The organism is Vitreimonas sp., from assembly GCF_036392335.1.
Lineage (GTDB): Bacteria > Pseudomonadota > Alphaproteobacteria > Caulobacterales > Aquidulcibacteraceae > Vitreimonas.
The window spans coordinates 1-19,897 of record NZ_DASVYD010000047.1 but is presented as its reverse complement, the minus strand read 5'-3'; the positions used below and the strand labels follow the sequence as shown (position 1 = coordinate 19,897).

Here is a 19,897-nt window from a genome sequence, read left to right as displayed (position 1 = left end):
ACCGTGCTTGCCAGATGAGGTCCTGGCTCTGGTACGCTGCCGCGTCGCTTCAGAGCCGTTCTCGCTCAGTGCTCCAGAAGCGCGCTGGATCGAGGCGTTGGGCGATCATTTGCTTCGATTCCTGCGGAGCCAGAACCGCCTCTATTTCGAGAGCGTCGAAGGTCGACAACCGGTCTGGGTTTCGCGCTGTCTCGACGCTGGCAAGCCAGCATCGCTCGTGTCGCGCGCACGCGCGGCGCGGTCGCGCGACACGCTGCCGGTGATCATTCGACCAGATCTTATTCCCACGCCGACCGGCTTTGCGATATGCGAACTCGACAGCGTGCCCGGCGGCTTTGGTCTGATGGCGGCGCTTAGCCCCCATTTTGCTGCGCTTGGCCCGCGCTTGCTCACGCACGCACCTGTCCCGGACGCGTTCGCCGCGGCACTTACGGCTCTGTCGGATGTTGCTTCGCCGCGCGTCGCCATCGTCGTGTCGGCTGAATCCAGCGACTATCGCGGAGAAATGTCATCGCTTGCTCGCGCACTGCGCGGCAACGGCTTGAGCGCCTCTTGCGTCGCTCCAGGCGACCTTCGCTTTGTCGACGAGGGCGTTTGCATTTTCGAACATGGCCGGTTGCGCCGGATCGATGTGATCTATCGCTTCTTCGAGTTATTCGACTTGCCTAACATCGCAAACATCGAGCCATTGCTCCACGCCGTGGACGCCGGCGCCGTGACGATTACGCCCCCGATCAAGCCGCATCTGGAGGAAAAGCTGTGGCTCGCGCTGCTGCACCATCCCGCGCTGAAACAGTGGTGGTGGAACGATCTTGGTGCCGACACTTACGCGAGTTTGATTCAAGCTGTGCCCGAGACCTGGCTGTTGGACCCTTCCGCCACCGCCTTTCCGACGCTGACCAGCACCGGGCGCAACCTTGGGAGCTGGGATGAGTTGGCGATTGCGACGAAGGCCGAGCGGCATGTTGTGATTAAGCCTTCAGGATTCTCAGAATATGCCTGGGGTTCTCGCGGAGTAGTCATCGGTCACGACAAATCCCGCGCCGATTGGACCCTTGCGCTTAACAAGGCGCTTGCCGACTTCGCCTCGACACCCTGGCTCCTGCAGGCGTTCAAGAACGGCCGGCGGGTTTCGATCCGTTATCACGAGCACGGTGCCGAGTCGGTCATGGAAGGCCGAGCTCGCCTCACTCCATATTATTTCATTGCCAATGGGCGAGCCACGCTTGCCTCCGTCATGGCTATGGTCTGTCCCCTGGACAAGAAGAAGATCCATGGCATGCCGCAGGCAGTCGTTGCGCCGTGCGCCGTGGAGACTGATTAGCGTGATGCGCTCGCTGCAAAGCGCAAGGTCGGCAGGCCCGAACCGCCGGCCAAGTGAGGCGACGGGGGAGCCGCGCGAGATTTGCCAGTATCGTCAGCACGCTAATGGTGGGGGCTAGATAGAAGTATTCGAGCATCGACGCGCAGAAGTTGAACGCATCCGCGTCAGACCTAAGTTATTCTGTCTGTACGGGAGAGTCGGGCGGAATGCTTTGTATTTTCGATGAGAATGAGCTGACGGCCGACACTAAGCCGGAACACATCCTGCTCAACGCGTTGGGCGGGCGAAAGACGACCAAGAAGGCAATCTGCTCGAAATGTAACAACGACTTCGGGGGCACGATTGACGGCGATTTCGCCCGACAGGCTGAAGTCATCCGCAACCTGCTTCAGTTGAAATCGGGCACAGGAAATGGCCCGCCCATGCTCCGTAACGTTCAGGCCGGTGCCGAACGTATCAATATTGCAAGCGATGGCTCGCCGGTTCGGCAGAACCGTCCTTTCGAAATCAAACGCGATGACGCCGGCAACATTGTCGGGGTCAACATCGAGGCGTCTTCACCGGAAGAACTCCAGCGTCATATTCCAAACTTGGCTGCGATGCTGAAGCTTCCGGAAGACGAAGTGCGCAAGAGGATCGCCGCCTCAAAGGCAACAATAGTTTCACAGCGCCCGGGCGTCGTGCCGCACGAATTGAAGTTCGGCGGCCCAGAGGCGCTGCGCTCCGTAACCAAGGCGTGCCTGGTGCTCATCGCAGCAACGCTTGGCTCGGAGGTGGTACGCGAATCGGCGTTCGCCGAAGCGCGCGATTTCGTTGTGAATGGCGGTGAGACCTTCGTCCACGATCGGATTGGGTTCGATTCAAGGTCGCTACCGCTTGACGCGGATTTGCGCGATCGGTTCGGAGCGTTCTTCAATTTGATCTTCATCCGCTCTAATGCCGAGGGCCGGGTTATCGGTCACTTCACGCTGCTCAATGCCGCTGCGTGGCAAGTAATCCTGGCTGAAACGGGCGGTCCGCCCAACGTTCACCTCGCCCTGGTGTCCAATCCGGAAGAGACGAGCCTGTGGTCGGACGACGTCGGACAAATTGGCGACATCGCCATGGGCTGGCTCGAAACCCCGGATCGGTCCAATGCAGCGTCGCAAGCGCGCATTGAATCGATACTTGAACATCACGTCGACCGAGAGCGTCCCAAGGCGATTGACCACATCCTGGACCAGGTAATGGGCCGATATGCTGGCGCCGATGGGAAAATCCCGCCCGAGCGCGTTGACGAATTCCGGCGCGAGCTCGCGGATCGTGTTGCACGACATGCGCTCTCCATCCCCTATGAGCGCGAACTCACGCCGGAGGAGATGGCGAGCCTCGCGGGGTTGGCTGAAAAGGGAAGCTAGTCGTCGTCGTCACGCCAACCGTTTGCACCTACTTGGATGTCGTCGGATATTTATGACCGTCGCGACAATACTATTCGACGATCGCCTTCGCGGCGTGCCTCGAGTTGCAGGCTCGACGACATAAGCTCGATAAAGGCTTCGGGATCGGCGTGCACGTAGCCTCCGACGCGCATCTCGCCCAGGGCCGGGTCTTCAAGTTCGAAACGCCAGCCTGTCTGTTGCGAGACCTGCGCGATAGCTTCGTTGAGCGTCTCGCCGTCGAACGCCAACATATTGTCGCGCCACGCGAGGCGCCGAGGTATCTCTTCCGCGGAGATCTCCGCCAGTACGGCGCCGTCCTCGTTCAAAACGATCTCCTGATTGACGCCGGCGGTGACGCTGTTGTGGCGTGCGCTGAAGAGACCTCGATCGGCCGCCCCACGCACGGAGCCACGCAAGACGGTGGTGCGCACTTCGCCTTCGCTGACGCGCACGACGAATGAGGTGCCGACCACGGTGATGTCGCCCTCTGGGGTGTGCACCACGAACGGCCGCGCGGGATCGTGCGCGACGTCGAAGAGGGCATAGCCGCGGGTAAGTTCGACGCGGCGTTCGCTGTCGCTGATCGCAATCGATGCTTCGCCGGCGCCAGAGAGCGTGATGGTGGAGCCGTCGCTAAGAGTGATGGTGCGCACTTCGGCAGGGGCGGTGGCGTAGTGTTCGGAAGGCGCGAAAGGAGATGGCGCGCGGGTGAACCAGATTCCCGCGCCGATCATCAGCAACGCACACGCGGCGATGGCGATGGCCGTTCGAACCCGGTCGCTGACGGCGCTGCGCGAAGGCGCTGTGTCGTTGGCGGCGGCGCGGCCTTTGAGGTGCTGCAGCGATTCAACCGCGCCCCAGGTGCGCTCCAGCTTGGCGTAGGCCGCTTGGTGTTCGGGGTCGGCGTTGAGCCAGGCCTGGAAATTGCGGCGGTCAGCGTCGCTCACATCGTGCGCCTTGATGCGGACGATCCAGCCGGTGGCTTCGCGCTCGGCTCGTGTCAGGGTTTGCCGGGTCGGCATTGTGCGTTGGAGCTTTACGTGTCGGGTTCGGCGAGGGCGAGCGCCATCTGCGCCAGGGCTGTCTCGATGTAGCGCTGGAGCGTGCGGCGGGAGACGCCGAGGCGCTCGGCGGCTTGCGGTTGGGTGAGACCCTCGATGATGTGCAGCAGCAAGGCTTCGCGAAGATGCGGCTCGAGAGCGGCGAGCGCGGCTTCAGCGGCTGAGGCCTGCTCTGAGGCGATCAGGTCGGTCTCAGGATCAGCTTCCGAAGCAGGGGCGAGGGTCTCGATCCCGGCATAAGGGTCGGTCTTGTGATTGGCCTGACGGCGAAGGTCGTTGAGCGCCAGATTGCGGGCCGTGGTCATGAGATAGGCCTGGGGATTGGCGATCTCTCCGGTCTTTGCAGCACAGAGCTTGGCGAAGGCGTCCTGAGAGATGTCTTCAGGAGAGATGCGGGGGCCGAAGCGGCGGAGGAAGCGCATAAGGCGAGGGGCTTCCTCTTCGAAGAGGTTGGCCCAGTCGAGGGTGGAGTTCATGGGGGGCTCTCCTTGGCTAGGAGAGCGGCAAGCTCATCGATGCGGGAGAGGGGGTAGGTCGGGATGTCGCCTGTGAGGTCTGTTTCGTTTCCGGTGTGAACGATGAAGGCGCGGGTAAAGTCGCCTTCGGTGAGCATCGTTTTGAGCGCGACGTGATCAGCGGCGTGCGGTGCGATTACGCAACGAACTACAACGGTTCGATCCTTTCCGTTCCGAAGCGCCAAGTCGTAAGCGCGTTTTGTTTCCCACACGCGGCCGACCACGGCGACTCCCGTCGCCTTCAGTTGGCGCTCGATCAGCTGCGCACTGAATGCCAAATCCGCGAATGTCTCGGTTGCGCCGGTCATTTCGGGCAAGAGTCTACGTGATCCCTCTTCGGGATCAATCTGAAAACTGCTTACTCGGGCTGTCCACCGCGTTTTTGGCGGAGCGGACGCCTTGGCCACCACACTTCGCGATCCAAGATATCGAGCCATAGTCGCTCGCCTGATCGCGATGCGAAAGGCGGCAGGCTTAAACCAACGCGAGTTGGCGGAACGTCTTGAGAAAACCCAGTCATACGTTGCCAAAGTTGAGCTTCACGAGCGACGCCTAGACATCGTTCAGCTCGTGGAATGGCTTCGAGCGCTCGAGGAAGACGAGAAATCGTTCTTCGCGGAAATGTTAAAGGACATTCCGAAGGCGAAGCGCAAGCGCGGTTAAGTCACGTTGGCGTCGCCCGCTACGCGGGCCGGGCTCTCGTCGCTTCGCGATCGAGCCGCATCCGCGTCTCGACCCTGTGGGCTTCGATCCCTGACGCGAGGTGTATTGCCTCGGAGCCACTTACAAGGGGCGTCGGCACTGGCCGGTCGAACGGTTGGAAAGCTGCCGAATGGTGCCCCGGGCGAACCTCACACCGAATCAAGGAAGGTGGCCCAACAGGGCGGTCGCGAATGTGAGAATTATCGCGGAAACGAATCATGCCGCGCAACTGGCGCTGGGTCTCCGGCTTCGAATTCAGCTAGAGTCTGTAACGAGATGGAGAGGAGCGCGCGTTGGCCGGTCAAAAGAACAACCGGGGCCGTAGGTCCAAGCTGAAGCCGCTGGACGAGCGGTTCAAGTTTTTGGGCGATGCCATCGGTGGAGGCGACCGCAAGGCGCTTCGCGCGGCTCTCTACGAGGTAGAAGACAAGCAGACCGGGTTCGATCGAATACTGAAGCTTTGGCCGAAGACCGGCAGCCAGGCTGACGACGATCTGCGTCAACTGTGGCGCCACGAGGCGCGGCAGGTGCAACGCGTGATGGCTTACTCCGGCGCCCGCGAAACGATTGTTGAAGTCCTAGAATTCGTCGAAGACGCAGAGAATTTCGGCGCGCTCTTGGAAAAGGCTGGCCAACCTCTTTCCACCAGGATCGCCCGTGTGCCACGCGTGCATTGGCTCAGAAATCTGGCCACGCCACGCCCTCGGGCATTGTTTTGGAGGAACATGCATCGAATCGCTAGTGCGATTGGGCTGATCCATGCGCAGGGTCTTGTGCATGGCGACATCTCGGCATCGTGTGTCATGACCGAAGGTGCCGACGAGCCAGACTTTCGTCTAACGGGTTTTGAGTGGAGCCTCTGGCTAGGCGCGTCGAAGGCAGATCGCACTCACGCACAGGCGACGCGTTCCGGTGGGAAGAGAGCTTCAAAGTATTCCTTCGCGGAAGATTGGCGTGCGTTTGGAAATGTTGCCGCCGAAGCACTCGACGCGGCGGTGCGTCCAAGCGGTGAAATCGCGACGCTCGGACGAGCGGAAACGCCAATCGTATTGAGCAGCTCGGAACGCCTGTTGCTTGCGCGGCTCGTCGCACCACAGCGGGGCGATTCACTTGAGCCAGAATCCATAAAGCGTCTTATCAACGACATTGTTGCGGAGGCTGGACGCGAGGCGGGTTCAAGAGCCGGCGCGTATGTGCTGACGTTTGCGAAGGCGGCTGGATTGGGCGAAGCCGTCTATGACGTGACGAACGGTGAGATACCTGTCGATGAATATCTGCGGCAACTCGACTGGGTGCGTGCCGACCTTGACACGGGTGTGACGCTTCTAGCGCCGAAGCGGCTGGAGGCAGGGCAGAATATCGATCTAGTCACGAGCACGATGGTGTACCGTCTGTCGCCCTTACCCCATGACACCGGCGTGCTGTGGGATGGGGCGATCTGCTCGCGCGCCATTGTTCGCGGCGCGAGCCTTCACATCGGCGAGAGAGAAGAGCACGAGATTGCCCAACCTATCGAGGTTGTGAGTTCGGTGCGCGCCGCTCATGAGATGCGCGCGCAGTTGGGTCCTGATGCACTCGATTGGAGCGCGTTCTCAAGTTCAGCCCCGCCATTGGGTTCGACACGGCTCGATCTCGTGCGCAGAGCCCTTGTCCTAGCCCAGGTTCTTGAGGCGCTTGTGAAGGCGCTCGAGGTTTATCCGGTCGAGGTGCTAGAGACAAACGCGGAGGCTGGTGCGCGCTACGCCTTGCTCCGGGCAGAGCCAGATAATGATCGCGACAAGTTCGCCAAGCGCATCGGTATCGCTGAGACCTCTGCCGCGTTGAAACGGCTCTTTGAAGACGATGACCCAAGCGCGCAGGGGCGATGGCGGCTGTCCCAAGCGGGAAGTCTCGGTGCCACGCGAACGAACGATGTGTCGGCGCGGTTCTTTGATGTCGTCAATCGTGCCGGCCAACGACCCTACAGATTCGAAATCGACGACGCGCTGCCGGAGGGCAGTCGTATATTTCTCCGACGCGATGATGATATTGGCACTGAGCAAGCGATCGTTCGCAGATTGCGCAATATCAAGGCGCTTTCAACGCGCGCCGATCTTGCTGAAATGCTTGATGATCCGTGGCGCGTGCGCCGGTCAAGCCGCGAAGAGCTTGAGGTCGGCGCGAGCGATCAGAGTTTTGTGGATTTGGATGAGCCGAAGCAGCGTGCCCTTAGAGCGCTCTGGTCAGTCCTTCCGGGTTTCTTCGTTGTCGGCCCGCCGGGTGTTGGCAAAACAAAGCTGGCGACCGAGACAGTCCGCCGCCGGTTTGAGCAAGACAAGGCGACACGCATTCTGGTTTGCGCGCAAGGTCATGACGCACTTGACGGGCTGCAGAAGAAGTTGCGGCAAGCGCTGGATGACAACGATCTAGGCGACGTGATCATGGTTCGGTCCGCAAGCAACAACGAACGCGCGTCGACGAGCAATGAAGACGTCCACCGGACGGGACTAGAGTATCTGGAGAACTTGGCTACCAGTGCCATGACGAGAGACGCGCCGAAAGCGTTGCGCGACCGCGTCCACGCGCTGCGGCAGGCGGCGGTCCGCGCGGAAAAGGCCGCCGATGTGTTGGAGCGTGACGATCGGATCGCCCTCAACGCGGTGTCGAGTCTGGTGCTGGACGCCGCCAACATCGTCATATCGACTGTCAATTCGGCCGACATCGAGCGAATGGTGGAGGCGCGCGAGCAGTTTGATTGGGTGATTGTCGAAGAGGCGGCAAAGGCGACTGGACCAGAGTTGGCCGGCGCAATGATGCTGTCCGGACGCCGATTGTTCATAGGCGATCATCGCCAATTGCCGCCCTTTGAAGCCGACCGTATCGTTTCCATTCTCCGCGATCACGGTGCGGTCCTAGAAGCACTGGCGTTGGCCGAGCAATACGTCGGCCCGCTTCTGCGTGATGGCGAACTCGCGGAACTCCAAGAGGTTGCCCGCGACGACGCCGTCCTCCGCGACCACGCTGGCGTCGCACTGCGCTTATTCGAGCCATTCCGCGCGGTCGTCGAAGAAGACGAGCGGCGGGAGAAGGCGAGCGCAAACCATCGCTCGATTGCGGCTACGCTCACCGAACAGCGTCGCATGGATCCAGCGATCGCTCGGATCGTCTCGAAAGTCTTTTATGAAGGCATCCTGACGACAGAGAAGAATCGCGAGGCTGCCTCTTCAGCTCCGCCACCGTTCGAAGTTATTGCGCCCTTGCCCGCGTCTCCGGTGGTGGCTGTGGAGTTCAAACACGTGAGCGCGACCGGATCGAGTGCTCGCGCGGAACACGGTCAGCCGCGTTGGCACAACCCCGGGGAGGTCAATTCGGTCATCGACGTCCTGCGGCACGTACGTGCGCGAGAAGGCCACAGGCCGAGTCTTGCAATACTGTCGTTTTACACCGCACAGGTCAGGAAGCTGCAGGACCGCATCAAAGCGGGCATTGGCAGCGGTCAGCTGGCGCACCTTCGCAACTTCATTCCCGTCAGACCGAGCGGCGATTGGGTCGGCACGGTGGACAGTTTTCAAGGAAGCGAAGCCGATCTCGTTATTTTGTCGCTTGTGCGTAACAATCCACGCACCGGCGCGGGTGCCGTGGGCTTTCTGCGCGACAGGCGGCGAATGAACGTGGCGCTCAGTCGAGCGAAGTCCAAGCTGATCATCGTTGGAAGCTTAGCGTTCCTCCGTGAGGCCGTCGAAGGCGTCAATCCTGACGCGCAGCCTCACGATCTTGAATTTCTGTCAGACATTGTGCGCGAAGTGTCGGCACTGTCCGTCGCATCCGATGCTGCGCCCGCGGCGGCGTCCTTCATCGCTCCGGAAGCGCTTGGGCGGAGTAAGAACTGATGCTGATAGCGATCCCAGCTTATCGGCTCTCCTGCAGAGTCATGATCGACCGGGGTAGGGCGTGGAGCGTCATCGATGAGTTGCTGCTGTGGAATTTGGCGCAAGAATCGCGCGCACTTCCAGCGCTCACCAAAGCGTCGCAGCTTCCGCCGCAAGTGATTGCAGCGTCGCTGTCGCGGATGATGCGTTTCCGGCTTGTGGAGGTTGTGCTGCGCGAGGACGGCCTCGAATTTGCCGCAAGCGAGTATGGCAAGAACATTGTCAGCGAAGGCCGATCGCTCCCGTTTTTTCCGAAGCGACTGCCGAAACGCACCTCCTTCGTCATTGAGCGGGTATCCGGAGGCTTCTTTCCTACGGGTCAAGTCCGGCTGATTTCAGAGTCGGCGCTTGAGCAGGAACCCGATAACGACATTCGCAAGATCAGTGTTGATGGCGGCGACCCGCCCATGTCCCATGAAGCAAATTTCGCGCGCCTCTCACAGATCGCCGCACGAGGTTGGGAGGAGCAACTGGCGTATGTCGATGGACGCACGTCCAACCTGCGCCAGGAATACATGATCGTTCGCTTCACCGACCGCATTCCGCGCGGACTGCCGGATGAAGCATCTGATGCATTGCGCGATGCGGTGAAACGGGCCGCGGCGCTCCCGCGCGGCACGAGCGATGTGCCGGTTCGATACGGTGGTCAGGCGGCGGAACCCGATCCGCCCTCCACAGTGCATCGGTGCGCCTTTGATGCGAAGGATCTCGTTGTTGGCGGGTCGGCCCAACTGGCGTGCTTACGTTCGCTTCTAGAACAAGCGCATCAGCGCGTTATCGTTCACTCGACCTTCCTAAAGGCTTATCGCTTTCGGGAGTTGTTGCCTGAGATACGGACGGCGTGCGCGCGCGGTGTTTCGTTCGATCTCTTGTGGGGAGCCGAGACGAAAGACGACGAGGAGGAAAAGAACAGCACGGCAGCCTACGAAATCGCGAAGATCGTCCGGAACGACGCTGTTCTCCGTGCGCACTTTACGATGCACATGCGCACGACCGGTTCTCACGCCAAGGTATTGTTGGCGGACAGCGAGAATGGCGATTGGGTGGCGGCGGTTGGATCGTGCAATTGGCTGTCCTCGCCGATGAATGCGGTGGAGTTGACAGTCGTGCTGCGCGATCAAAGGGTCGTACGCGATGTTGCGGTGGCAATGCAGCGCATGATGGGCCGCCGTGGCTTGGCGGACGACGTCGCAAACGAAATGGCGCTGCTCGCGCGTTCGCTGTCGAAGCGAACAGAGGCTGGCGGTGACGCCGAAATCTCCTTGGTCTTGGGCGACGAGCACGAAGCCCTGATGCGTACTGCCAGCGGCGCCGCGCGAGATTCACTGACTATTGGTAGCCACCGGCTGGGCTCCACCGCCCGGCCGGGGGCGCTCATGCCCGGTGCCGCCGCTGCCCAACGCGACGGATCCGTTCATACTCGACTGCTCTACACGATGCCCTCGGGTCCGTTGAAGAAGCGTCATGCCCGAAAGCTGGTGCAAGAGGCGGCTGAGAATGGGGTCGCCTTGATCAAGGCGGACCCAATCCCCCTGCATGGGAAGTTCTTGGCTTGGGACGACGATGACCTCGTCGTTACGAGCTTGAACTGGGCTTCGGCCTCGAGCGATCCGGATTTCGTGCAGTCCGATATCGGCGTCTACATCCGCGCGGCTGGTATAGCCAGGATAGCTGTAAGTGAAATCGAAGCTCTCTTCCCGCAGATGTTGGAGGGCACGGGGGACACGCGTGTCGAATCCTGAAGGGCCTTCCATTCGCCTCGAGGATCGAGTTCAGAATGCGCGCTTCGCCACCAACCTAAGGGAGCGTGAAGTTACGGATGCCGTGAAAGAATTACGCGGTGACCGCAGCGGGGCGACGCACCTCGTTTAGCTGCGTCGTCGCGAAAGCCTGTGTTTGCGCACCGCCATGGCGTTTAGCCAGGACGTCTTGCCGGCAGTTGACGCGCCATCAAAGACCCACATTGAATTGAACCGCAGGCGAGGCTGACGGTGGATGTGCATGCTGAGTGACACCTCGTTGAGATCCGTGAAGCGTCGTCCATCAGGCTCCATGCGCTGTTCATCGCCGTACTTGAACGACATGAAGAAAACGCCGTTAGTCGCGAGTGCATTGGCCAAGCGCCCAATTGCGTCGGAGAGTTCGAACTGCGTCACATGCAAAAGCGACGCACAGGCCCAGATACCTGCATACCGCTTGGTCGTCTGAAACGTCTCAAACCGCACCACTTGCGTGGTGACGCCCGTGCGCTCGGTGCTAATACGTGCAAGCTCTTCGGAAGCATCGAAGGCGTCGACCTCGCGACCACGCTTCAAGAACGCCAACGTATCGCGGCCGCCGCCTGATCCCGCGTCAAGAATGGGGCCAGCAGGCGCCAATGCGAGAAAGCGGTCATAGACTTCGCTCAAATCGACATGCGCAGTTTGATCTGCGTAGGCTGCCGCGCGTGCGTTATAGAAGGCGATCGTGCTCTCGCCGTCAGGGTCGCCCAACGCAAGTTTGCTTTGGCTGGTTTGCACAGGCGTCATGTCAGGAGACCAATCAGGGCGTGGAGGAAGCCAAGTGTCGAAACCAAACCCGCCGCGCGGAGTATCCAAGCGAATGTCGTTACCATTGTAAGGCGACCGCTCCCGATGTGCGGGGTTTGTGGGTTGCCGGTGGCGAATGCACTTGGATTGAACGCCTTGATCTTCTCCAGGTAGCTTTCGAAGACATCACGCAGTCGATAGATCACACGAATAAGCATGAAGTCGGCGAAGGCGGCGAATCCGAACAGTACGACTCGCGCCGCTTCTTCCACTTCGCGAAACATTGCCGCAAACCAAAGCCCACCGGTCACAGTAATAGCCCAAGCCGGGATCTGCATAATTTGCGTGTTTAGACCGCGCGCGAACTGGCAGTTTTCCTTATAGGCGGCCTCGTCGCGCTTATACTGTTCCTCCGACATTGTGTCCTGTCTCCGTCACTAGACGCTACGGACTGAAACCGAGTCATTTATGGCAGGCCAAGCAAACTTTGGCCGAGCCATAGAGATCATCCATGTCGTCGTTTGAGCGCAAGGGGTTGGCGCGCCGCCGGGCGTTTGCTCGCGCTAGGCGCTCGGCGTGTTCGCGCTCGATTGCTTCCATGCGCGCCGGCTGTTCGAGCTCCGTCAATGACTCGCCTTGGCTCCACGTGAACGGCGAGCCATCGGTGAGAGCGTGTTTTTCGTAGGCCTTCGCTTCTTCAAATGCGTCTGGATGGCGCTCTTTAAGGCGAACCCATTCAATCTTTTGTTGGAAGAAGCAGAACGTACAGCCCGAGCGGCTGCGCCAATCATAATATTTGGGCAGTCCCAAACCCGAACCTTCGAGAATTTCAGTCACCCCAGCCTTCTCGATACCAGCGTCTTTGAACGGCAGGCGGGTCGACAGACCTTTGCGGGTGGAGAGGTAGCCTTCGCGATAGTCTTCATCGGCGCGGATCGCGACATAACTCACCACTTCGCTGCCCTGATCGAGATACCCGCCCACCCAGCGTTCGAAGGGGCGTAGCTTCAATTGGCGCGTGCACCATCGCGATTGCGGCGAAGGGAGATAATTGTTGTAGCTCTTCAGCCAGAAGTCGAAATCGCGATCTGGATTGAGACGCGTGATCGGTTGGCCAAGGAAGCCTTCGAGCCGCGTCAAGAATTCGTAGACCTCCGGCAATTCTTTGCCGGTGTCGGTGAAGAAGTATTCGAGTTGGAGCTCGGGATGACGTTGCCGCATGAAGACCGCGAGGGCTGCGCTATCGCGTCCCCCTGAGAGGCCAAGCACGTGACGAATGGCGGGCGGCTTCATTTGCGTTGCCTTTTGCGTGGCGTTTCGGTTTCGGGCTCTTCTTGTAGGTAGCGGGTCGAAACCCGGGCGAGCGCGCCTAGGATGAGATCGCGATCACGGGCATTGGCGCGCTCAAGCGCGCGTTCCACGGTTGAGACGATCTCGACGATTTCCTTCTCGTCAGCGTCGGAAACTTCAAACTCGCGGAAAAGCGGCATCGGTTGGTTTTCCACGCCGACCACGAGCGCGAGAGCCGAGCGGCGCGCGCGTCTGCCTTTGACGCGGGCATAGGTCTCGGTGCGGAGGAACATTTGCGCGAGTTCAGCTAGCCCCATTGCGGCGCGCTCGCGATCGCTATCAGACCAGTCGCGCGGAAGGCGGTCGGCGGCTAAGCCTGCGAGGCCTTCCATGTCTTGGAGCGTACCGTTGAACTGGCTGATGCGCCCCGCGAAGGCGTTGAAGCGGAAGTCGCCCGTCAAGTTCACGATCGTGGCCGCGCGCTCACGCAGACGTTCGAGTTCGACCTTGGTTTGCGCGCGCACGTCGAGTTCGCGCAGCAAGAGCGCTTTCAATTCATCCAAGGTGTGGGAATACGCGGCCCGGAGCTCGCTTAAGCCCTCGCGCACGTGCGCTGCGATATCGCGCGGTCGCACCTCGTTTTGATTGTCGATTAGGTGCGAGAGATCATCAAACAGCAGGCGGTTGGGATCTGCGGCGCGCTTCAGCACATCGCGCAGCTTGAGCGCGCGCGGGCTCAAGCGACCAGTGCGCTTGGTCCATGGCTCGAGATTCTCGTACTGGGCGACGAGCTCTTTGGCGATGGCAAAGGGTGTAGCGTCGTCTTTCAAACCAACGACATGAGCGAGTGCGCCCAGGAGTTCACGTGTCGCGCTCGTCAGTTCAACGCGCCGAATCTGGAGGTCAGCGGCGTCACGGGCCAAGAATTCGATCGTCAGTTCGTCGAATTGCGACTGGAAAACGCCCTCGCGGTAAAGCGCCAAGCCATTGCGGCGCGTTTGGGCGTAGGCAACAAAGAAGACGGGGCAGAGACCTTCCTTCAGGCCGATGGGTTCGCGCTTCCATGCGTCATAGATGGTTTGCGCGGTGACGAGCGCCCCGTTGCTTTCGGCGAGGATGGTGTCGGCGGCCCGCCACATCGGCGCGAGGTTGCCAGGATCTGCGCGCATCCGCAGGGGGTCTACATACTTTCCGCCGCGATAGAGATTGAGGGCAGCGATTAGACTTTCGTACATCCCGCGCTCAGCGGGATAACCTTCAAGGCCCAGGCGAAGCTCACCTTCATTTAGCACCATGCGCTTCATCAAGGCGGTGCGTGCCGCGACGGCGTTCGAGGAGGGCGCGTTCCGGTTCAACAGCTCGTTTAGCACGCGCGGTGCATGCGGGTATCGCTCGGCTGCGAGATCAGAGATGAGATTCTGGAGCCCGCGGCGAGAGAGGGTCTGAGGATTGCGACGAGCAGAGAACCAATTCGCCCCTTCGAAGGCGGCTTCGACAGCGCGTTCCGCTAGTGCCCGCAACTCGGTGATGCGTGCGGCCACTTCACGCCGCGCGGCTGCATCGCCTGCCAGTGCGCCATGATCACGCTCGATGCTCTTAAGCGCAGCAAGCTCACGCGCCAGCTCAGCAAGCCGCCAGTTTTGGTCGGAGACGCCAACGATAAGGTCGAAGGACGTGGTTTGCGCGACCGCTTGCGCGGCAAGCCGGGCCGCTTCGGTCTTACCCTCGCCCGCACCGGGGATCGCCAGCACAATTGTACCCATGGCGTTCGCGCGTGGCGCTAGGCTTTGCGCAGAGGCGAGATCTGTCAACAAAGCCACGCTCACATCGAACCAACGCATCGCGCCTGTTTCGGCGTGATGGCGTTTGGCGAGCCGCGGCTGTAAATCCGCCAGAGCGCGTAATTGAGTGAGATCAAGCCCCGGATTAGCGGCGATCGTCTCACTCACCGCCGCCTCGATGTCGAAGTCGCTGCCCGCGAAGGGCGCAAACGAGGACGAATGGCGTCGGAAGGTGATCGCTGACCAGTTCTGCAGATCCTTCAGCGTCTTTGCGAAGATCGAGGGCTCTAAATCAAGCGCTGCTTCGAGCACGGGCTCTGAAGGGACCAGGCCTGAGCGATCCTTGAAGAGATCGAGGACCGCCAGCGTTTTGTAGAGTGCAATGTGAGCGGCGTGCGGGCCTTGGCCTTCAATGCGTTCTAGTCCTTCGAGGGCCGAGCTCCATTTTTTGCCGTCGGGCGAGGCAAGGATAGACGGTTCGAGATTGGCTTGCAGATAGTCAAAAAGCGTTGCAGGCGCGAGCAGGCTTTGGGTCTTTTTGGTGCGGATGAATTCTTGGAAGCCGTGACGCTCCGCCGAGTTCAAGAAGCCGAACACCGAGCGTTGGTTTTGACCAAAGCGCCGACGCGACATCGGCCCCAGCAAACAGGCGGTGATTGGGTGAAGCGGAGCGGCCCCGGCGAGCGTCTCCGCGAGTTTGCGCACTTGTGCTTCAGGGCGCTTGGGCGTCATGAGGCGCGCAACAGCGAGTGCGACCGGTTGAGCGAGAGCTTGGCGCTTGGGCGTGGCGTTGATCGCGCGGCGCAACAATTCGAGCGTCTCATCGCCTGCGGTAGCGATTGGTAGATCAACGAACCGGCCTTGGATCTTCGACCAACGATCGCGCGCATCGCGCTGTAAGCGCCCGGCGTATTCTTCAAACGCTTGGTGAAGAATGCCGACAAAGACGAGCCTGCCGCCCGAGCGCGAGGCGAGCTCGGCTAAGTCTTGCAGGAAATCGAGTTCGCCAGGTGCATTAAGCGCGGCATCGAGCGTCCGACCCAATTCATCGACAATGATCAGGAGGCCTTGGGTTCGACTTTCCTCGCCAAGCGCGCGGAGCACTGCGGCGCCATTCGCGCCCTTCTTCAGCTCCAAAGCGGCGGCGATCAGTTCAGCCAATGGCGTACGATCACCGATAAGCGGCAGCACTTTCCACTTCGATGTTGGCAAGGCTGTCCGAAGTGCGGTCGTCGTCGCTTCACCTAGCGCCGCTTCAGCAAGCGCGCGCTGTTTAGGGCGCCCGCCTAGGAGGCTTGCCAAGACGAGCGCCAAGCTCGACTTGCCGCCGCCGAAGGGGCCCGTCCATGTGAAAGCGCTTTGTCCTGTTGAGCCGATGTGGCTCGCCATCGAAGAGAGCGCATTGGCGAACGACGGCGGGCAATAAAATCCGTCCAACGCATCGGGCGCATCGAGGTCCAGATCGATGCGGACCGAGCGGCGGAAGCGCGCATTGATCTCGACGGGGGACTGCGCAGCCCTCATGCGGCGTCTTTCTTCTTGCGTCGAGCGCCCATCTCGCGGAGCGCCAGTTTGAGCGCGTCCTTGCTCGGCATGGCCCTGACCCGCACCACTTGCTTGAGGCCGGCAGTCTCTGACCAACGAAAGGCGCCTTCGGAGGTCGTTTCTATCTCGCTTAGACGGTGAGCGAGATCATCTTCGTCGAGTACGAATATCCGTCCGGGTGATCGCGGCTCATAGCCGAGGGATTCAAGCGAAGCGGTGCCGGCGCCGTCGCGTTCTTCAAAAAAGCGCGTGAGCGCACACAAGAAGACGCCTGAAGAGAGGGTGGGTTTGGGGCCGCGCACGATCTGAAAACGATCTCGTGAGCCCATGGGACGAACGAGACCGAGTTCGGCGAGTGGAGAATCGGCGCTTTCTTCGCCCCATGAGCCGCCGCGCCCCCCTGCATAGGTGCGCACAAGGCAATCAATGTCGCGCTTGATGGTGGTCTCGGACAAACGCGGCCAAGATTGCGCCTGTCCCAGACGTTGCAATTCCTCAATGAGCTCAACGCGCGAGAAGCTCGATTGGGTGAAATGGTTGAACAGCCAAAACCATGCAGTGGCGCGTATGTTGGCGGCGATGCGCCAATGCAAAAGCCAAATCGTGTCGTCTTCTTCGAGATAGGGATCGGCCCCGCGCTGTCCGAATATTGCGGTGCCGAAACTTGTGCGGCGTAGACCCTCGCCGTCGTCGCAGGCTTCAATTACGCCCGCCAACTCACACCAATGCCGGATGGAGGCGACCATGTTTTTGCCGACGCCAAACCGCGCGATCGACGTCTCTGACGTGAAGACGGCTTTGGCGTCGCGGCTTGATGCGGCCTCATCGACTGCATTGTAGCCTTTGCGCAGCCAACCGTAACGCGGCGGGAAGGTTTCGTGGCCGGAAAAGGAGGGTTTGTACCCGCTCGCGTAGAGGGCCTCTGCGCCCATGAAACTGTCCTACTGGAGAAGATGTCCAGGAGGGCTTCTCATGCTAGAAGAGTCTCGTCAATGCGAGCTGGACGCTTCGTCCAGGAGCTGGAATCGTCCTCATGCGGCGCAATCATACCGTGTACATGGATTATCAAGCCACTACGCCGATCGATCCGGGCGTTTTGTCGGTGATGGATGAAAGCTACCGGACAGAATTCGGCAATCCGCACGCCACGGAGCACGAAATTGGGTGGAGTGCTGCTGCTGCTGTAGCGCAAGCAGCGGACGATGTTGCGGCTTTCGTTGGCGCACGTGGCGATTGGGTGACTTGGACATCCGGGGCGAGCGAGGCTAATGCCTTGGCAATTCTGGGCGCGGCCGCAGGCGCTCCCCCCGGACGCTCTCAAATCCTCATCTCGGCTGCTGAACACAAGTCGGTGGCAAGTGCTGCAGAGGTGGCGCGAGATCGTTTTGGCGTCGAAGTAATAGTGCTCGATGTAGACGGCTCAGGCTGTGTGCGCGAAGAAACGCTGGCGCGCCATCTCTCGCCGGCGACGCTGCTCGTCTCGATCATGGCCGTAAACAACGAAGTGGGCGGCATCAATGGGACGGCGCCGTTGAGCAAGCTCGCGCGTCGGGCCGGCGCGTTATTTCATGTCGATGCAAGCCAAGCCGCTGTGGCGTGCGACCTTTCACAGCTTTCTCATCACGCCGATCTCCTAACGTTGTCAGCCCATAAGGCCTATGGACCGAAAGGCATCGGGGCGCTGATCGCTGCGCCTGCCATCGTTAGTGAGCTTCGCCCTCTGACGTACGGAGGCGGGCAGCAGACTTTGCGTCCGGGTACCATTCCGGTCGCCTTGTGCAGAGGCTTTGCCGAAGCCTTGCGCCTTATTGCTGAGAAGGGCGACTCCGAGCGCGATCGCGTGGCGGCGTTACGAGCGTTGTTCGTCGCGGGGCTTCAACAACGGTGCGGGGAGGTGGAACTGATCGGGCCCGCGCTCGAATTGCGCCATCCCGGCAACGCCTGTGTGCGTTTCGTCGGCGTTGACGCAAGCGATATGGTCGCCGCCATGCAACCGCGTTTGGCCGCTTCTACCCAAGCAGCATGCAATTCGGGCAGTCTGGAGCCATCGCCCGTGCTGATCGCTCTTGGTTTGGATCGTCAAGCGGCGAGCGAATGCGTACGTTTTGGTTTGGGGCGGTTCAGCGACGAGGATCAGATCGAAGAGGCCATCGATGTGGTAAGCGCGCTTGTCGCAGATCGTCGCTCCAATAGCAGCGCTCGACATGCGCATGGCTAGGCGGCGTTCGAACCCCCGACCTCGCGCCGGTAAACGCGTCGGCGGCGCTGTCTATATTCATCGTGACGCAATTTCGCTGCTGGAAGACGAAGAAGCTGAGCGGCTAAAGGCTGCTATCTCTATCGCCGATGCTGAGCTTGACTGGAATGTGGCGCGGATCGGCGCCCGGGATGTTTCTCTATCGCTGTACGAGCCGTTCGAACAATCGGCGTTTCCTCATCTCCTCGCCTCCGTCCACATAGATCTCGACACGCACGCGCTCAAAGCGACGTCCTATCGGGAGCGGTCGAGCCGGCCAATTCTGCATCGCAAGGAATTGCTGCTCGCTCCTGACGACGCGCGGGCGCCAAAGTTTGCGGCAATTACACGTCTAGCCGAGGAACGGGGCCTTTTCGCAGACACCAAATCAATCGGCGCTTCAGCGCCTTGGGCAAGGAAGGTAGAGGCCGCGGGCCTCGAGATCAGGGGCGCGGCGCTTGTCGAGAAGGGCGAAGAGGCGCGTTCAGTTCATCGACATCGAACGGCGTTGGTTAGACGGACCTTGTCGCAACCGATGGCGCTTGCTTTGCGCCTTGGCATGATCGCAAGCCCTACGAGCGTTTTCGATTATGGGTGCGGGCAAGGGGACGACGTTGCGATTTTGAACGCGAACGGCTTCAACGCCTTCGGTTGGGATCCTCATTTTGCAACCGATGGCGAGCGGCGCTCGGCCCACATCGTCAATTTGGGTTTCGTGCTCAATGTCATTGAGGAGCCTGCCGAACGGGTCGAGACCTTGCGCGCGGCTTGGGGTTTTGCGCAGCGTGCGCTCATTATCGCCGTGATGAATCGCGCGAGCTTCGGGGCCGCGAGCGCTTGGAAGCCTTATCGCGATGGCGTTGTCACGTCTCGGGGCACGTTTCAGCGTTACTTTTCCCAAGATGAGCTAAGGGCGCTTGTGGAGATGACGCTCAACGTGCGTCCCGTCACCCTCGCCCCGGGCATAGTCGCCGTCTTCCGCGATGCCGAGCTTGAGCAGCAGGTTGCCTTTGCCCGCCGCGCAAGCGCACCACTGTATTTCGATCGTCGCCTCGAAGCCTACGATCGCCCCAAGCGTGAGGCGCCTGAGCGTGAGCGTGCCGACGTGGAAGCGCGTTTGGGCGGCCTTATTGACGACATTTGGCGCCTTTGCTTGCAGTATGGACGCACGCCTGCGGTGTCTGAACTGACCGACGAGATAGCAGCTGACCTCAAAGACAAGGGCGTGGCGCCGGCGCGCGCTATCAATGTGGCGATGCGGCGGATTGGTGACGGGAGTGAGTTGGCGGCAATTCGTGCGGCGCGGCGTGAAGACCTCCTCGTGCACTTTGCGCTCAGCTTGTTTCCTGGTGCGCCCAAATACGCTTCCCTCGCGCGCAGTATTCAACTCGACGTGCGCGCCTTCTTTTCGAGCCACACCGCCATGTTAGGCGAAGCGCGCGCCATGCTGTTCCAGCTCGGGCGCGGCGACGGAGTCCGCGTGGCGCTTGAGCGCGTCCTCGAAGGGGAACTCGGGGCGCGCCGCGGTGAAAAGGTCCGGTTCTTGGCTGAGACCTTGCCGCGTATGCCCGCGCCGATCCGGCTCTTGA

15 protein-coding genes are annotated in these 19,897 nt (G+C 60.7%); 7 read left to right on the top strand and 8 right to left on the bottom strand.

What is annotated here, in order from left to right:
• The first annotated feature begins 7 nt into the window (after nt 1–7).
• Together VF769_RS11065 and VF769_RS11060 are read left to right on the top strand one after the other, a co-directional pair.
• The gene (locus VF769_RS11065; RefSeq protein ID WP_331008465.1) at nt 8–1,324 is read left to right on the top strand and encodes a hypothetical protein; all 1,317 of its coding nucleotides are present in this window, start codon (nt 8–10) and stop codon (nt 1,322–1,324) included.
• A gap of 206 nt (nt 1,325–1,530) precedes the next feature.
• Complete coding sequence (locus tag VF769_RS11060) at nt 1,531–2,721, top strand: HNH endonuclease (protein WP_331008464.1); 1,191 nt, start codon at nt 1,531–1,533, stop codon at nt 2,719–2,721.
• 50 nt (nt 2,722–2,771) lie between these two features.
• Here VF769_RS11060 and VF769_RS11055 read toward each other — a convergent pair whose 3' ends face one another.
• Genes VF769_RS11055 through VF769_RS11045 form a run of 3 tightly spaced genes read right to left on the bottom strand, consistent with a single transcriptional unit; the run spans nt 2,772 to nt 4,725 of the window.
• Nucleotides 2,772–3,764: a FecR family protein gene (locus tag VF769_RS11055; protein WP_331008463.1), complete on the bottom strand. Its 993-nt coding sequence runs from the start codon at nt 3,762–3,764 to the stop codon at nt 2,772–2,774.
• 14 nt (nt 3,765–3,778) lie between these two features.
• On the bottom strand, nt 3,779–4,279 hold the full coding sequence (locus tag VF769_RS11050) for a sigma-70 family RNA polymerase sigma factor (protein WP_331008462.1): 501 nt from the start codon (nt 4,277–4,279) through the stop codon (nt 3,779–3,781).
• Complete coding sequence (locus VF769_RS11045; protein ID WP_331008461.1) at nt 4,276–4,725, bottom strand: hypothetical protein; 450 nt, start codon at nt 4,723–4,725, stop codon at nt 4,276–4,278. Before VF769_RS11045 ends, VF769_RS11050 begins: the two co-directional genes overlap by 4 nt.
• Here VF769_RS11045 and VF769_RS11040 point away from each other — a divergent pair.
• The 3 genes from VF769_RS11040 to VF769_RS11030 all read left to right on the top strand — a co-directional run bounded on the left by VF769_RS11040 (nt 4,718) and on the right by VF769_RS11030 (nt 10,670).
• Entirely contained in the window at nt 4,718–4,981 is a 264-nt protein-coding gene (locus VF769_RS11040; RefSeq protein ID WP_331008460.1) for a helix-turn-helix transcriptional regulator, read from the top strand. The genes VF769_RS11045 and VF769_RS11040 overlap by 8 nt on opposite strands.
• A gap of 332 nt (nt 4,982–5,313) precedes the next feature.
• Nucleotides 5,314–8,889, top strand: coding sequence for an AAA domain-containing protein (locus VF769_RS11035; protein ID WP_331008459.1), 3,576 nt, complete (start codon nt 5,314–5,316; stop codon nt 8,887–8,889).
• Between the two features lie 95 nt (nt 8,890–8,984).
• The gene (locus tag VF769_RS11030; RefSeq protein ID WP_331008458.1) at nt 8,985–10,670 is read left to right on the top strand and encodes a phospholipase D-like domain-containing protein; all 1,686 of its coding nucleotides are present in this window, start codon (nt 8,985–8,987) and stop codon (nt 10,668–10,670) included.
• 126 nt (nt 10,671–10,796) lie between these two features.
• Here the strand turns inward: VF769_RS11030 and VF769_RS11025 are convergent, their stop codons facing one another.
• From VF769_RS11025 to VF769_RS11005, 5 genes are read right to left on the bottom strand one after another with little or no spacing between them, the layout of a single operon-like run.
• Nucleotides 10,797–11,456, bottom strand: coding sequence for a class I SAM-dependent methyltransferase (locus VF769_RS11025; RefSeq protein ID WP_331008457.1), 660 nt, complete (start codon nt 11,454–11,456; stop codon nt 10,797–10,799).
• Nucleotides 11,453–11,875, bottom strand: coding sequence for a hypothetical protein (locus VF769_RS11020; protein WP_331008456.1), 423 nt, complete (start codon nt 11,873–11,875; stop codon nt 11,453–11,455). Before VF769_RS11020 ends, VF769_RS11025 begins: the two co-directional genes overlap by 4 nt.
• Nucleotides 11,876–11,918: 43 nt before the next feature.
• On the bottom strand, nt 11,919–12,749 hold the full coding sequence (locus VF769_RS11015) for a phosphoadenosine phosphosulfate reductase family protein (RefSeq protein WP_331008455.1): 831 nt from the start codon (nt 12,747–12,749) through the stop codon (nt 11,919–11,921).
• Nucleotides 12,746–16,051, bottom strand: coding sequence for a hypothetical protein (locus VF769_RS11010; RefSeq protein ID WP_331008454.1), 3,306 nt, complete (start codon nt 16,049–16,051; stop codon nt 12,746–12,748). The genes VF769_RS11015 and VF769_RS11010 overlap by 4 nt, the downstream gene beginning before the upstream one ends.
• A complete protein-coding gene (locus tag VF769_RS11005) occupies nt 16,048–17,004 on the bottom strand; it encodes a DUF4007 family protein (RefSeq protein WP_331008453.1) in 957 nt (318 codons plus the stop codon). Before VF769_RS11005 ends, VF769_RS11010 begins: the two co-directional genes overlap by 4 nt.
• Before the next feature lie 101 nt (nt 17,005–17,105).
• Between VF769_RS11005 and VF769_RS11000 the strand changes: the two genes are divergently transcribed.
• Nucleotides 17,106–18,290: a cysteine desulfurase family protein gene (locus VF769_RS11000; protein ID WP_331008452.1), complete on the top strand. Its 1,185-nt coding sequence runs from the start codon at nt 17,106–17,108 to the stop codon at nt 18,288–18,290.
• Nucleotides 18,277–19,897: DNA phosphorothioation-associated putative methyltransferase (locus VF769_RS10995; RefSeq protein WP_331008451.1), on the top strand; the 1,621-nt coding region annotated here is incomplete at its 3' end. The genes VF769_RS11000 and VF769_RS10995, both read left to right, overlap by 14 nt.